The 14,314-nt window shown below is 61.2% G+C and carries 13 protein-coding genes; 6 read left to right on the top strand and 7 right to left on the bottom strand.

Going from position 1 to position 14,314, the window contains the following annotated elements; genetic code table 11:
- The first annotated feature begins 23 nt into the window (after positions 1-23).
- Positions 24-536, top strand: a complete 513-nt coding sequence (locus tag E5720_RS20330; RefSeq protein ID WP_210730088.1) for a DUF402 domain-containing protein — start codon at positions 24-26, stop codon at positions 534-536.
- On the opposite strand, the gene coaE is transcribed toward E5720_RS20330, so the two are convergent.
- The gene (coaE, locus tag E5720_RS20325; protein WP_136172852.1) at positions 533-1,750 is read right to left on the bottom strand and encodes a dephospho-CoA kinase; all 1,218 of its coding nucleotides are present in this window, start codon (positions 1,748-1,750) and stop codon (positions 533-535) included. The genes E5720_RS20330 and coaE overlap by 4 nt on opposite strands.
- 131 nt (positions 1,751-1,881) lie before the next feature.
- Between coaE and E5720_RS20320 the strand changes: the two genes are divergently transcribed.
- Positions 1,882-2,091 carry a hypothetical protein gene (locus E5720_RS20320; protein WP_084346523.1) on the top strand — a complete coding sequence of 70 codons (210 nt, stop codon included), beginning with the start codon at positions 1,882-1,884 and terminating at the stop codon, positions 2,089-2,091.
- Between the two features lie 176 nt (positions 2,092-2,267).
- On the opposite strand, the gene rpsA is transcribed toward E5720_RS20320, so the two are convergent.
- Positions 2,268-3,746 (bottom strand): 30S ribosomal protein S1, encoded by a 1,479-nt coding sequence (gene rpsA, locus E5720_RS20315; protein WP_084346524.1) that lies wholly within the window; start codon positions 3,744-3,746, stop codon positions 2,268-2,270.
- A gap of 281 nt (positions 3,747-4,027) precedes the next feature.
- On the opposite strand from rpsA, the gene E5720_RS20310 reads away from it, so the two are divergent.
- On the top strand, positions 4,028-4,885 hold the full coding sequence (locus E5720_RS20310) for a class I SAM-dependent methyltransferase (RefSeq protein ID WP_136172125.1): 858 nt from the start codon (positions 4,028-4,030) through the stop codon (positions 4,883-4,885).
- On the opposite strand, the gene E5720_RS20305 is transcribed toward E5720_RS20310, so the two are convergent.
- The 4 genes from E5720_RS20305 to E5720_RS20290 all read right to left on the bottom strand — a co-directional run bounded on the left by E5720_RS20305 (position 4,882) and on the right by E5720_RS20290 (position 8,817).
- Entirely contained in the window at positions 4,882-5,634 is a 753-nt protein-coding gene (locus E5720_RS20305; RefSeq protein WP_084346526.1) for an amino acid ABC transporter ATP-binding protein, read from the bottom strand. The genes E5720_RS20310 and E5720_RS20305 overlap by 4 nt on opposite strands.
- A gap of 5 nt (positions 5,635-5,639) precedes the next feature.
- On the bottom strand, positions 5,640-6,608 hold the full coding sequence (locus tag E5720_RS20300) for an amino acid ABC transporter permease (RefSeq protein ID WP_136172124.1): 969 nt from the start codon (positions 6,606-6,608) through the stop codon (positions 5,640-5,642).
- Positions 6,609-6,648: 40 nt separating this feature from the next.
- Positions 6,649-7,563 carry an ABC transporter substrate-binding protein gene (locus E5720_RS20295; protein WP_136172123.1) on the bottom strand — a complete coding sequence of 305 codons (915 nt, stop codon included), beginning with the start codon at positions 7,561-7,563 and terminating at the stop codon, positions 6,649-6,651.
- A 165-nt stretch (positions 7,564-7,728) separates the two neighbouring features.
- Positions 7,729-8,817 (bottom strand): isocitrate/isopropylmalate dehydrogenase family protein, encoded by a 1,089-nt coding sequence (locus E5720_RS20290; RefSeq protein WP_136172122.1) that lies wholly within the window; start codon positions 8,815-8,817, stop codon positions 7,729-7,731.
- A 20-nt stretch (positions 8,818-8,837) separates the two neighbouring features.
- On the opposite strand from E5720_RS20290, the gene E5720_RS20285 reads away from it, so the two are divergent.
- Positions 8,838-9,365: a 2'-5' RNA ligase family protein gene (locus E5720_RS20285; protein WP_136172121.1), complete on the top strand. Its 528-nt coding sequence runs from the start codon at positions 8,838-8,840 to the stop codon at positions 9,363-9,365.
- Positions 9,366-9,539: 174 nt separating this feature from the next.
- Complete coding sequence (gene trxA, locus E5720_RS20275; protein WP_136172120.1) at positions 9,540-9,917, top strand: thioredoxin; 378 nt, start codon at positions 9,540-9,542, stop codon at positions 9,915-9,917.
- 74 nt (positions 9,918-9,991) lie between these two features.
- Here trxA and polA read toward each other — a convergent pair whose 3' ends face one another.
- Complete coding sequence (polA, locus tag E5720_RS20270; RefSeq protein ID WP_136172119.1) at positions 9,992-12,733, bottom strand: DNA polymerase I; 2,742 nt, start codon at positions 12,731-12,733, stop codon at positions 9,992-9,994.
- 320 nt (positions 12,734-13,053) lie between these two features.
- Here polA and E5720_RS20265 point away from each other — a divergent pair, with 320 nt between their 5' ends.
- Complete coding sequence (locus tag E5720_RS20265) at positions 13,054-14,313, top strand: branched-chain amino acid ABC transporter permease (protein ID WP_136172851.1); 1,260 nt, start codon at positions 13,054-13,056, stop codon at positions 14,311-14,313.
- The last annotated feature ends 1 nt before the right edge of the window (position 14,314 follow it).

Below are 14,314 nucleotides of genomic sequence, written 5' to 3'. Positions count from 1 at the left end.
CCGCAGAGGCTACTCGAGTGCACGTGCACGCCCCCAAAGTCGAATACTTCGACCTCGACGCGTCGACGAACACCGACCCCAAGGGCGTCGTTCGCCCCGTTGACGAGTACCGGGCCGAGCCCTGGGGTCTGTACATGGCCAGGCCGTCCGACCATCCCCAGTTCGACTATCTACAGTCCTGGCTGCTCCCGAGCCTCGGAATACGTGCGTCGATATTCCACTACCTACCGGGACACCGACGTGATCAAAATTACTATGTCGACATCGGTGAATTCGTAGCTGCGCCGCACGTCTGGACGTCGACCGACCATTACCTCGACATCACGGTGAGAACCGGGCGCGGATTCGACCTCCTCGATGCGGACGAACTCTTGCAGGCACGCGTGGAGCATCACCTCGACGCGGAGACGGCCGAGCTTGCGATGCACCGTGCCGTGACGGCAATCGATGGACTTGCTCGGTTCGACTACGACCTGGACGCGTGGTTGGCATCGATCGGGATGCCGACCACGTGGCGCCCGCAAGCTGCCCGTTAGGCCTGCCAACCGGTCTTTTCGGCCCATTCCCACGCACGAGCGTAGGCTCGATCGAACCATGGCGCCTTCGCATCCGTGTACGCGGTGACAGCTTCCTGATCGTCGGCAATCCCCTCGGCGACCGCGGCTGCTCTTGCCTTGATATCGAGGTATTCGGCAGCGGCAGCAGGATCAGCGCGGAGCCAATCACGAAATACGAGCGAGAACTGCTGAGCCGGCCAGCCGTCGACCCTGACGTAGATGTTGGCCGTTCGGCCCGGATCGGCAGCTCCATGAAATCGCATGCCCCACACCGCAGGATCTGCTTCTCCCCCGATGCCGTACGCGGGCTTGGGATCGTCCGATTCGATGTGCTGGATGCGAGGAAAGCCGATTCTGCCCAACGGTTCTGTCAGCGAGTCGGCGACGCCCAGCCCGGTAACCGTGATCTGGATGTCGATGGTGTCGACCGCTTCCATATCGGCAACAGCACTCGATCCGATGTGATCGATTCGAACGGCTGCACTTCCGCAGGCGACCGCAATACGGGCCACCAACCTACCTGCCTGGTCCGCCCATGTTGGATCCGACTCCACAAGGGTGGGGCGGGCAGTGACAACGGTGCCCTCACGGATGTTGCGTTCGAACGGTACGAGCCGGTCGAACCACAGGCTGCGCGCCACATCTTCGGTATCACCGGGCGCACCACTGTTGTCTATCCAGACGTCGGCCGCGGCACGTCGCGCGTCATCGGTCGCCTGGGCTGCGATCCGTGCACGGACGTCCTGCTCGATCATCTTCCGCTGCCCGACCAAACGTTTCACGCGCTCTTCCGAGTCCACGTAGACCACGGCTACGAGATGGAACAGTGCACCCATCTTGCCCTCGACCAACAGCGGAATGTCCTGAACTATCACTGCGTCCTCGGGTGCGCCCTCGACGAGTTCCGAGGTTCGCTGCCCCACCAGAGGGTGGACGATCGCATTCAGTTTCCCTCGCGATTCGTCGTCGCGAAATGCCTTGGCCGCGAGTGCAGCACGGTCGAGTGCTCCGTCCGGCCCGAGAATGTCCTCGCCGAATGTGTCGACGAGTTGCGCCAAGCCATCAGTCCCTGGCTCGACTACTTCTCTCGCGATCACGTCGGCGTCCACCAAAACACCACCGAGCCCCGCGAGAATCTTCGACACTGTGGACTTCCCTGCTCCGATGCCTCCGGTGAGGCCGAGTCTCAACATGGTGTCCAGTCTGTCATCGAACACGCCGAAGCACACCAGCCCCAAATGCACCAGCTTTACCGTCATGTCCGTTATCTTCGACGTGCGAGATAAATATCTGCCGACCCACTGCTAGCGAAAAGGACCCTTCGATGCGAAGCAATCAGATCCACCAGGGTCGGCACCGTCTCGGCATGGACTTGGGTGTTCACTGCGTGCTTATCCCCGAGATTGCCCTGGCGTTGGCCGACCATCGGCGAAACTGGTTCACCACGTTGCTGAGCCCGGCTCGACACAGCTTCGCCACCATGCGCAAGCGGACATCCACCGTCGGTCAGTGGAGTCCCGCCGTCGCAGGCTGAGCCAGACCCCATCGAATTTGAAAATGGGCCCGAATCCACATTGGATCGGGTCTATTTTTGCGTTCGCATAACGGGTCCTGATGTAACTCGACCCGCGCTATCAACGAAGAAATGCCCCGGCTCTGAAGTACAGAACCGGGGCATACTCTCACACCCTTACAGGTGGACTACTTCTATCAGGCGTTGCCCGACAGCTTCTCGCGCAGCGCAGCAAGCTGTGCGTCGCTGGCAAGCGATCCACCGGTCGAAGCCGGAGCCGATGCTGCGGGAGCATCGCCTTCTGCTTCGGCAGGGGCCTGGCCCGACTCCGAGGAGTAGTTGGTGTTGGCAGCCTCGGCAGCTTCGTCCTTGGCTGTCTTCTCCATCTGAGCGGTGTGCATCTTGTGACGACGCTCAGCCTCGGCGTAGCGGCCTTCCCACTCTTCACGCTGCTTCTCGTAACCTTCGAGCCATTCGTTGGTCTCGGAGTCGAAGCCTTCGGGGAAGATGTAGTTGCCACCCTCGTCGTACGAGTCGGCCATGCCGTACTTGGACGGATCGAACTCTTCTGCGTAGTCCTCGTTGGCCTGCTTGAGGCTCAACGAGATACGACGACGCTCGAGATCGATGTCGATGACCTTGACGAGTGCGTCGTCGCCGACACCCACGACCTGGTCCGGAACCTCCACGTGGCGCTCGGCCAACTCGGAGATGTGCACGAGGCCCTCGATGCCCTCTTCGACGCGAACGAACGCACCGAACGGAACGAGCTTGGTGACCTTACCGGGAACGATCTGACCGATCGCATGTGTGCGAGCGAACTGGCGCCACGGATCTTCCTGAGTCGCCTTGAGCGAGAGAGAAACGCGCTCGCGGTCCAGGTCGACGTCGAGAACCTCGACGGTGACCTCGGTGCCGACCTCGACAACCTCGGACGGGTGATCGATGTGCTTCCAGGAAAGCTCGGACACATGCACGAGTCCGTCGACGCCGCCCAGGTCCACGAATGCACCGAAGTTGACGATCGAGGAGACGACGCCCTTGCGGACCTGCCCCTTCTGGAGCTGGTGCAGGAACTCGCTGCGAACCTCGGACTGAGTCTGCTCGAGCCATGCGCGGCGCGACAGGACCACGTTGTTGCGGTTCTTGTCGAGCTCGATGATCTTGGCCTCGATCTCCTTGCCGACGTACGGCTGGAGGTCGCGGACACGACGCATCTCGACGAGCGAGGCGGGAAGGAAGCCACGGAGACCGATGTCGAGGATGAGTCCACCCTTGACGACCTCGATGACGGTGCCCTTGACGGCCTCGTCCTTCTCCTTGAGCTCTTCGATCGTGCCCCAAGCGCGCTCGTACTGAGCTCGCTTCTTGGACAGGATCAAACGGCCTTCCTTGTCCTCCTTGGTGAGAACGAGTGCTTCGATCGCATCTCCCACGGAGACGACCTCGTTGGGGTCGACGTCGTGCTTGATGGAGAGCTCGCGGGAAGGAATGACACCTTCGGTTTTGTAACCGATGTCGAGCAGGACCTCGTCACGATCGACCTTGACGATGGTGCCTTCGACAATGTCACCATCGTTGAAGTATTTGATCGTGGCGTCGATCGCCGCGAGAAAATCCTCTGCGGAGCCGATATCGTTTACGGCCACCTGCGGTGAGGTAGTGGTTGAGGGCATGTGTTGAGTTGCTCCGGACGGGTTGGGTATCGGTTGATGGATGTTCGGTCGGACTGTGAAACGAGTGTTGGAACAAGTGCTGAACTGTAGATCCAGTCAGTGGAACAAACGGCGGACAAGAATGTTCCCGAAAAGGTTCTGCAGAACCGCTGCACCCGGCATTGTTCTCGAGTCCGAGAATCGGACACTCGATCAGCGCTGGCCCGCAGCATGTACACACTCGCGTCCAACAGGGTACGCGAGATGATCACACTGCGGCAAACCCGACTAACGTGTCGTCGATGACCGATAGTTCGCTCCCTCCAAACACCCCACCGGCCGAACCACAGTTACCGATTCACCCTGGTCGCAGGAGGCTCAGCTCGCAGGCCAGTGATCGAGCAAGCCGCTCGTGGTGGGATTCGGATGCGGACGAGTATCACCGCACTCACGGCGAGTTCCTCGGTGTCGGATCCGAGCAGGGCGAATTCGTCTGGTGCCCGGAAGGACTACACGAGGGTGACGCCCACCTCCTCGGTGAGATATCCGGCAAGCGCATCCTCGAGGTGGGCTGCGGATCAGCGCCGTGCGCCCGCTGGCTGGCTGCTCACGGCGCACATGCCGTCGGTCTGGACATCTCCGCGGGCATGCTTGCTCGGGGACTCGACGCGATGGCCGCCGGGGGCTCAACTGTGCCGTTGATTCAGGCGAGCGCAGAGTCTTTACCCTTCGCGGACGAAAGTTTCGACATCGCCTGCTCTGCGTTCGGGGCGGTACCCTTCGTCGCCGATTCGGCGAACGTGATGGCCGAGGTCGCGCGAATCCTCGCACCGGGTGGAATCTGGGTATTCGCCGTCAACCACCCGATGCGATGGATCTTTCCGGATGACCCGGGGGAAGCCGGGTTGACCGCGTCCATTCCATACTTCGACCGAACGCCGTATGTCGAGTTCGACAGCGAGGGCACACCTACGTACGTCGAGCACCACCGCACGATCGGCGATCGGGTCCGCGAAATCGTTGCAGCAGGCCTCGAGGTGCGCGACATCATCGAACCCGACTGGCCCGAATGGCTCGATCAGGAGTGGGGACAGTGGAGTCCGCTCCGTGGGCAACTTTTTCCGGGCACCGCTATCTTCAGCTGCAGGAAGCCCGACTAGAGCAGCTTGGACAGAAACAGCTTGGTGCGATCGTGTTGCGGGTTCGCGAGCAGCGACCGCGGTTCCCCGGTTTCCACGACCACTCCGGCGTCCATGAAGACGAGCTGGTCTGCGACTTCCCGTGCGAAACCCATCTCGTGGGTGACGACGATCATCGTCATACCGTCCTTGGCGAGTTGCTTCATCACACCGAGGACCTCGCCGACCAGTTCGGGATCGAGGGCTGAGGTCGGCTCGTCGAACAGCATCAGCTTTGGATCCATGGCGAGCGCCCGCGCAATGGCAACGCGCTGCTGTTGGCCACCGGAGAGCTGAGCCGGATACGCGCCCGACTTCTCACTGAGCCCGACCCGGTCCAAGAGCTCCATAGCTCGTGCGGTCGCGTCCTTCTTCTTGATCTTTTTGACCTGAGTCGGAGCTTCGATGATGTTTTCGAGCGCCGTTCGGTGCGGAAACAAATTGAAATGCTGGAAGACCATACCGATGTCGCTGCGCTGTTTGGCAGCCTTCTTCGGATGGAGTTCGTAGAGCTTGCCGTTCTTCTCCTCGTACCCGACCAGTTCGTCGTCCACGTAGAGACGGCCTGCATTGACCTGCTCGAGGTGATTGATGCACCGCAGAAATGTCGACTTTCCTGAACCCGAAGGCCCCACCATGCACAGGACCTGGCCCTTGTCGATTTCGAGCGAGATCCCGTTGAGAACCCGTAGCGCACCGAAGCTCTTGCACACCTGGTCGGCCTTGACCATGGGACTCACATCGCACCACCCTCGGAGGAACGCGGCGCCATCAGTGGCTTGCCGCCCTGGGCATCAGCGAGAGCCTGCAGTTGACGATTCGTCAAGGTTCGCGACACGCCCTTCGAATAGTGACGCTCGAGATAATACTGACCGACCATCATCACGCTCGTGATGACGAGATACCAGGTCGATGCCACCAGCAGCAACGGTATCGGCTCGAAGTTCGCGCCAGAGATATCCCGTGCGCGGCCGTAGAGATCACCGGTGAACGGGACTGCTACAACGAGCGAGGTGGTCTTGAGCAGACTGATCAACTCGTTGCCGGTCGGCGGAATGATCACACGCATCGCCTGCGGCAGCACAGTTCGGCGCATCGTCTGCGACCAGGACATCCCGAGCGCCGTCGATGCCTCAACCTGTCCTTCACCAACGGAGTTGACACCCGCTCGGACGATCTCGGCCATATAGGCGGCCTCGTTCAAGGCCAAGCCGATGACTGCGAACCAAAAGGCGTTGTAGAGCGCCTGAAGATCGAACGTGGCGAACTGCACGCTGAACGGTATTCCGAGCGCCACCTCCTTGTAGATCGACGGAAGGAGGCCCCAGAACACGAGCTGGACGTAGATCGGAGTTCCACGAAAGACCCACAGATAGACCCATGCGGCGCTTCGAAGAACCGGGTTCGGCGACAACCGCATCACGGCCACCACGACGCCCAGCACGACAGCGATGATCATCGAGTACACGGTGAGTTGCACCGTCAAACCGACACCTGTGCCGATCCTCGAGTCGAACAGGTACCGACCGTACGTGTCCCAAGCGAAGGCTGGATTTGTCGCTGCTCCGTAAGCGAACAGTGCAAACAAGACAATCACGACCAGTGCCGCTACCCACCTACCCGGATGCCGCAACGGAATAGCCTTGATGGGTACCTGATCGGCTCCCTCGCTGTGTTCGGAGGGATTCACCGCAGAGGTGGACACTCGACGCCCCCTCCCCCACGAATCTGGATCGATATCGACATCAGCTGACTGCGCCGTTGATCTTTGCTTCCTTGATCACGCCGGCTTCGACGCCCCAGTTCTCGGCAATGGTCTGGTACTGACCGTTGTCGATCAGGTATTGCACAGCCTGCTGCAACGACGCGGCCAGCGGCGATCCCTTGGCAACCGGGTAGCCGTACGGAGCGGAGTCGAAGACCTCACCCGCAGCTTCGAGCTTGTCACCGGTCTGCTTGATTGCGTAGGCAGTCACCGGTGAGTCCGCCGACATGGCGTCGACCCGTCCGAGAACGAGAGCATTGGCCGCGTCGTCCTGGCTGTCGAACTTCAGAATGTCGATGGCGGGCTTCCCCGCTGCCACGCACGCTGCGCTCTTGGCCGGAACTTCCTCTTGGTCTTGGATCGTCGTCGTCTGGACTGCGACCTTGAGTCCGCACGCGTCGGTGGGGTCTACCTTGCCGCCCGCTTGCTGCGCCCACTGAGTGCCGGCGTTGAAGTACGTCGTGAAGTCGACCGAGTTTTCACGTTCCTTGGTGTCGGTGAACGACGACATACCCAGGTCGTAGGTTCCGGCCTGCACCGACGGAATGATCCGGTCGAAGTCTGCCTCCTCGTACTGGGCGGTGACTCCCAGCACACCTGCGACTGCATCCATCAGGTCGACATCGAAGCCGATGATCTTGCCGGAGGCGTCCTTGAACTCGTTGGGCGAGTAAGGAACGTTGACACCGACGACCAACATGCCGGAGTCCTGGTTCTTCTGCGGGAGCGTCGCGGCGACTTCGGCCACCTCGGTGATCTCCACCGCTGCCTTCTCATCGGCGGCCGGAGCGCCTCCGTCCTCGGTGTTCTGAGCGCATGCCGTCAGCAGAAGAGCCCCGGCGCCACTGAGCGCCAGAATGATTCGCGCGGGCCTCGAATACGAGCGTGCAAACAAGAGAATGCCTCCAGAAATCGAAACAGCACATCGCGGCGTGCGATGTTGCCAGAGATACGAACTTAGACGACAGCTGTCACCTATGTAGTGCAGGTAATCGAACAGTAACGCGGGGGTCGAGCGTACGGCGTCGTTTCCGTTCGGCCATATTCTCTTGTGCGTCGCTCAGACCCGCAAGGTTCTGGCGACGACGGTCTCGGTGAACTCGCTCGTCGATGCCCTACCGCCGAGATCTGCCGTAGCTACGCCGGAGCCGAGGGTGCCCTCTACCGCGTGACGGATGCGCTTGGCGGCATGACGAAGCCGATCGTCGCCGCTGTGATCGCCGAGCCAATCGAGCAGCATCGCGGACGAGAGAAACAATGCGGTCGGATTCGCAACGTTTTTGCCTGCGATGTCCGGAGCCGAGCCGTGGGCGGCTTGGGCCATTGCTTTGGACTCCGAGGAATTGAGTGACGGCGCCATTCCCAGGGACCCGGACAGCTCTCCGGCAAGATCGGAAAGGATGTCACCGAACATGTTCTCGGCGACGATCACGTCGAAATCACCACCCCTCCTGACGAGATGAGCGGCCAGGGCGTCGATGTGTTCCTCGTCTACGGTGACATCCGGAAAGTCCTCGGCGACGGTTCGGCAGGCATCGCGAAACAGACCCGTCGTCATCGACAGAACATTCGTCTTGTGCACGATGGTGACGTGCTTGCGGCGCGTGCGCGCCAACGTGAAAGCTTCGCGCGCAATCCGTTCGCAGGCGGTACGGGTGAAGACTCCGACGGCGAGTGCTACGTCGGGTGTCGGCATGAACTCCCCGCTACCGAGGAACATGTTTCGGTCGGCGTAGAAGCCTTCGGTGTTTTCGCGGACAACGACGAGGTCCATCTCCGGTGACAATGCTCGAACGTCCGGGTACGCACGCGCGGGACGGATATTGGCGAACAGGTCGAACTTTTTGCGCACCACACCACCCGGCGTGAGCTGCGAACGAAAGGGCTCCGGGTAGGACGCACTGTCGTGCGGCCCGAGAATCCACGAGTCCAGTGTCGCCAACTCTTCCAGCGTCGAGTCCGGGATCGGTGTTCCGTGCGAGTCGATCGCCTCCCGTCCGAGCGGCAGTTCGACCCACTCGATCCGCAGCGAAGTCTCCGCGCCCACTGCCGCGTCGACGACGCGCATCGCGGCAGGCACGATCTCGTGGCCGATCCCGTCGCCGAGCATCGACCCGATTCTCAGTGTCCGAGCGTCTTCGTGCGCCATGTGAGACATCATGACTCACTATGGTCCAGTCATTGGAATTGCTCCTCGACGACACGCTCGACGCTGCCGTCAGACGGGAATGGCAACTACTACTCGAAGCAGACCTACCCAGCCAAGGTAGGCACATGGGCATCTCGAATCGTCCACACATCACGTTGTCGGTTGCCGACGAGATGAACGAGTTCGACACCCGGGTGCACGACGAATACCTTCTGGTCGACATGCCCGTCAGACTTGGTGCATTCGTGGTCTTCCGTGGCAGACACGCGACGTTGGCTCGACTGGTCGTGCCGTCGAGGAGACTCATCGATATTCACGCGCGGGTATCCGAGGTGATAGGCGATGCGGACGGTTCTCGTTCGCATACCGCACCCGGAAAATGGACTCCGCACGTCACACTCGCACGACGCATGACCCGAGTCGAACTGGCCGAGGCTCTGCTCCGCCTCGATTCTGCGCAGCCCGATCTCGTCGGCACCACCTCCGCGTTGAGACGATGGGACGGCGAAGAGAAGCGCGAATGGATCGTTCGGCGAACGCAGCGGTGACGCGTCAGCATTTCGTGCGTGTGCGGTGCACGACACCCAATTCTTATCGGCGAACATTCCGCGCGTCACCGCAACCGGCTTGACTGCGGGGCCAGCCTGCAGGTTCGGGAAGCTTTCGGCACAGTGGTGCGTTGAGGGACTCTAGAGAACGAAAACACCGATGAAAGGGTAGTCGTGGCTACACAGACACTGACTCAGCAGAACTTCGACGACATCGTCGGAGGCAACGACGTGGTACTCGTCGACTTCTGGGCGTCCTGGTGCGGCCCGTGTCGCCAGTTCGCACCGACATTCGAGAAGTCCTCCGAGGAGCATCCAGACGTGGTGCATGCCAAGGTGGATACGGAAGCAGAGCAGGGACTCGCCGCCGCCGCCAACATCAAGTCGATTCCCACGATCATGGCGTTCCGCGAGGGAATTCTCGTGTTCGCGCAGCCGGGTGCACTGCCTGCGGCAGCACTGGAAGATCTGGTAGTACAGATCAAGGCGCTCGACATGGACGTGGTGAAGGCACAGATCGAAGAGCAGACAGCCGACGCTCCAGCCGAATGATTCAGGCCTGAACGAACAAGAAAGCCGGTCGCATTTGCGACCGGCTTTCTTGTTCCCTGCATGCAGGCGACTGTCTAGTGTGCAGCCTGGTCCCAGCTCGTTCCGGTGCCGACGGACACCTCGAGCGGAACGGAAAGCTCGATGGCCGAGGACATTTTGTCTCGAACCAAGTGCTCGATCTGCTCGCGCTCGGATTCGACGACCTCGAGGACCAGTTCGTCGTGCACCTGCAACAACATTCGTGATCGGAGCCCCGATTCCGCCAAGGAGTTGTGAACGTCGATCATCGCCACCTTGATGATGTCCGCTGCCGTCCCCTGAATCGGCGCGTTCAGCGCAGCGCGCTCGGCAACCTCACGACGTTGACGGTTGTCACTGTTGAGGTCGGGTAGGTAGCGCCTGCGGCCGTAGAGAGTCGAGGTGTATCCGACCTTTCGCGCCTCTTCGACGGCGTTTCGCAGGTAGTCCCGAACCCCACCGAATCTCGAGAAGTAGGCCTCCATCTGCGCTTTGGCCTCTTCTGTCGAAATCTTCAACTGCGCGGCCAAGCCGAAAGCACTGAGTCCGTAGGCAAGTCCGTAGGACATGGCCTTCACACGTCGGCGTAGTTCGGGGGTGACGTCCTCGATGGGCACGCCGAACGCGCGCGAGCCTACGAAACTGTGCAGGTCTTCACCGGTGTTGAAGGCCTCGATGAGGCCGGCATCGCCGGACACGTGGGCCATGATTCGCATCTCGATCTGACTGTAGTCAGCGGTCAGGAGCGTGCTGTACCCCTCGCCCACGACGAAGCCGTCTCTGATGTGGCGTCCGGCCTCGTTTCGAACCGGAATGTTCTGCAGGTTCGGGTCGGTGGAGGACAACCTGCCGGTGGCTGCCACGGTCTGATTGAACGTGGTGTGAATTCGTCCGTCGTCGGCGATCGACTTGAGCAACCCGTCCACGGTGACCTTCATGCGTGTCGCATCACGGTGATCGAGCAGGAACTTCAAGAACGGATGCTGGGTTTTCTCGAACAACCCTTGCAGCGCATCGGCATCGGTGGTGTAGCCGGTCTTCGTCTTTTTCGTCTTCGGCATTTCGAGTTCGTCGAACAGCACCACTTGCAGCTGTTTCGGGGAACCGAGATTGATCTGCTTGCCGATGACTTCGTAGGCAGCATTGGCGGCTTCGCTCACCTTGTCGGCGAACTGGCTCTGCAGCTCACCAAGATGCGTTTCGTCGACAGCGATGCCGGTCGCCTCGAGGTCCGCGAGCAACGACAGCAGCGGTAGTTCCATCTCCGAGAGCAGTGAACTCGATTCGATCGCCGCCAACTCGTCGTCCAGTGCGGCAGCAAGATCCAGAATTGCTTGGGCGCGCAGTATCTCGCCCTCCGCCACGGCCGCTTCCGCGACGTCCTCGGTGTCGAGCAGTGAAAGCTGGCCTTCGACGGAATCCTCGACGCGCAGTTCGCGCTTGAGATACCGCAGCGACAGGTCGTCGAGGTTGAACGTCCGTTGACCCGGTCGGACAAGGTACGCGGCAAGTGCAGTGTCGCTTGTCAAGCCGCCCAAGGTCCAACCGCGACCACGCAACGCGTGGATTGCCCATTTTGCCTCGTGGAGCGCTTTCGGTTGACCGGCATCGGCCAACCATGCCGCCAGTGCCTGCTCGTCCGATGGATCCAAAGAGCTGGTATCGACGAAGCCACCTTCGCCGTCGGATGCGGCAATCGCGATCGACAGCGCGTCGCTGTCGAACGGTCGTCTCGGGCCGACGACCGAGAGGCCGTGACGCTCCCCTGTGGAGGCGTGAGTCGCGAGCCACTGTGCGAGCTCACCCACCGGGACGACGCCACCACGCACGTCGAAGCCTTCCTCTGCTTCGGGTTCCGTGGAGGACAGGGTGTCGAACAACCGATCGCGCAACACTCGAAACTCGAGATCGTCGAACAGCGCATGGATCTTCTCGCGATCCCACGGCGCCAGCTCCAACTGATCCGGCGTGTACGGAAGTGGAACGTCACGCACCATCTCGGTGAGTTCGCGGTTGAGCACCACGCCGGACAGGTTTGCCCGCAGCGAGTCACCCACCTTGCCCTTGACCTTGTCGACGTTGTTGACGAGCTCTTCCAGGGAGCCGTACTCCACGATCCACTTGGTGGCCGTCTTCTCGCCGACACCGGGGATACCGGGCAGGTTGTCGCTCGGGTCTCCGCGCAGCGCAGCGAAATCCGGGTACTGCGCCGGTGTGAGGCCGTACTTGATGGTGACCTCTTCCGGGGTGAACCGAGTGAGCTCGGAGACACCCTTCTTCGGATACAGCACAGTGACGTTGTCGGTGACGAGCTGCAGCGCGTCTCGGTCACCCGTCACCACGAGGATCCGATAGCCGAGCGCTTCCGCTTGAGTCACCAATGTCGCGATGATGTCGTCTGCTTCGAACCCGGCTTCGGCCATCACCGGGATACCCATGGCACCGAGGACGTCCTTGGTGATGTCCACCTGACCGGCGAACTCGTCGGGCGTCTTACTTCGGTTCGCCTTGTAGGCCGGGAACCGCTCAGCCCGGAACGTTTGCCGAGACACATCGAACGCCGCCGCGATATGCGTCGGCTTCTCGTCTCGAAGGAGGTTGATCAGCATGGAGGTGAACCCGTACACCGCGTTGGTGGTCTGGCCGCTGGTGGTCTTGAAGTTGTCCACAGGCAGCGCGAAGAACGCGCGAAAGGCGATGGAGTGACCGTCGATCAGCAACAGCGTCGGCTGCTCACCGTCGGCGGAACTGCCGGTCGAGGGTTTCGATGCTGCGCTGTGCTCGGTTATGGGGCTCACGGTTGACCAGTCTAAGTAGACGCTCCGACACCGCGTCAGTGGATGCGACTCCCAGCCCGAACCACCGACCGGGTAGTTCGAAACACAAACGATACTTTCCGGAAATTCAAGACTCCGATTTCGTGCGCTTTCGACGGTTACAGTCCCACAATTGCAGCAGCCGAGGTCTCGAGGCTCAACCGACAACCGTCCGGAGGACGTGCGTGGCCCCAATTGTTCGATGGACCCGTAGGAAGATTCGACTTCGGCATCGCAGCCGAACCCCGCTTCACTTCATCAAACAAACCCTCCTTCTGGCGATCCTCGGCTCCATAGCCGCCATGACGTTCGGCGGTACCGCACTGGCCCAGGAACCGACGCCGACTCCCCCACCGTCGTCGATATCTCAACCACCTGCCGCCGACGCCGTCCCCGTCAGTGGCAGCCTCAACAACGGTGGCGAACGCCTGACCGACGTCGACGTACTGGCGCGCGATTCGACCGGCGCCGAGGTCGCTCGAACGACATCCGAGAAGGGTGGACGCTGGACCCTCGAATTATCCCCAGGGTCATACACTTTCGAGGTCGACTCCAACACGCTTCCCGACGGGGTCAGCGTTCAGGGCGAAGTGCAGCGCGAGATTGCCGCCGGACGCACGAACACCGTGATCTTTTCGTTCGGTGAAGCCCGCACCTCCAACGAGGTTCCCTTCTACGAGAAATTCATCAGGACCACGGTCGACGGCTTCCGTTTCGGTCTCGTGATCGCCCTCGCCGCAGTCGGTCTCAGCCTCATCTTCGGCACCACCGGCCTGACCAACTTCGCGCACGGTGAACTGGTCACTCTCGGCGCCGTAGCTGCCTGGGTGTTCAACGTCAGCATGGGTATTCAACTGATCTATGCCACGATCCTGGCCGTCATCGTCGGCGTCGCCATCGGATGGCTCAACAACGCGGCCCTCTGGAGACCACTGCGAAAACGCAAGACCGGTCTGATCGCACAACTGGTGGTGTCCATCGGCCTTGCGATCGCGCTGCGGTACCTGATCCTCATCTTCTTCTCCGACCGCGCCGAGCCCTTCGACGACTACCAGGCGCAGACCCAGAACGAATGGGGTCCGTTCGCCATCACCAACGTCAATCTGGCGTGCATCATCATCAGCATCGTCGTGCTCGTCGGCGTCGCGCTCATGTTGCAACGCACTCGGATCGGCAAAGCGATGCGCGCTGTCGCGGACAACCGCGACCTCGCGGCGTCGTCGGGCATCAATGTCGAACGCGTCGTGACATTCGTCTGGTGCATGGGCGGCGGGCTCGCTGCTCTCGGTGGCGTCCTGTTCGGACTGTCCGAACTCGGCGGTCGCGTGCAATGGGAGATGGGCTTCAAGCTGCTCCTCCTCATGTTCGCCGGGATCACCCTCGGCGGGCTCGGAACCGCATACGGGGCGCTCCTCGGCTGCGTGATCGTGGGGCTGCTCGTGCAGTGGTCGACGATGTTCATCAATCCCGATCTCAAATACATCGGAGGCCTGCTCGTCTTGATTCTCATCCTCGTCGTCAGACCTCAGGGCATACTCGGCTCGCGGCAAAGGATCGGGTGAA

The organism is Rhodococcus sp. PAMC28707 (assembly GCF_004795915.1).
In the GTDB taxonomy this organism is placed as follows: Bacteria; Actinomycetota; Actinomycetes; order Mycobacteriales; family Mycobacteriaceae; genus Rhodococcoides.
Note: the sequence above shows the minus strand (reverse complement) of the source record. Positions and strands in the feature narration are given on the sequence as shown.

Coding starts and splice junctions, on each gene's coding strand:
- coaE (WP_136172852.1), bottom strand. CDS start 1,750: ATGTTGAGACTCGGCCTCACCGGAGGCATCGGAGCAGGGAAGTCCACA.
- E5720_RS20320 (WP_084346523.1), top strand. CDS start 1,882: ATGCGAAGCAATCAGATCCACCAGGGTCGGCACCGTCTCGGCATGGAC.
- rpsA (WP_084346524.1), bottom strand. CDS start 3,746: ATGCCCTCAACCACTACCTCACCGCAGGTGGCCGTAAACGATATCGGC.
- E5720_RS20310 (WP_136172125.1), top strand. CDS start 4,028: ATGACCGATAGTTCGCTCCCTCCAAACACCCCACCGGCCGAACCACAG.
- E5720_RS20305 (WP_084346526.1), bottom strand. CDS start 5,634: ATGGTCAAGGCCGACCAGGTGTGCAAGAGCTTCGGTGCGCTACGGGTT.
- E5720_RS20290 (WP_136172122.1), bottom strand. CDS start 8,817: ATGGCGCACGAAGACGCTCGGACACTGAGAATCGGGTCGATGCTCGGC.
- E5720_RS20285 (WP_136172121.1), top strand. CDS start 8,838: ATGGTCCAGTCATTGGAATTGCTCCTCGACGACACGCTCGACGCTGCC.
- E5720_RS20265 (WP_136172851.1), top strand. CDS start 13,054: ATGACGTTCGGCGGTACCGCACTGGCCCAGGAACCGACGCCGACTCCC.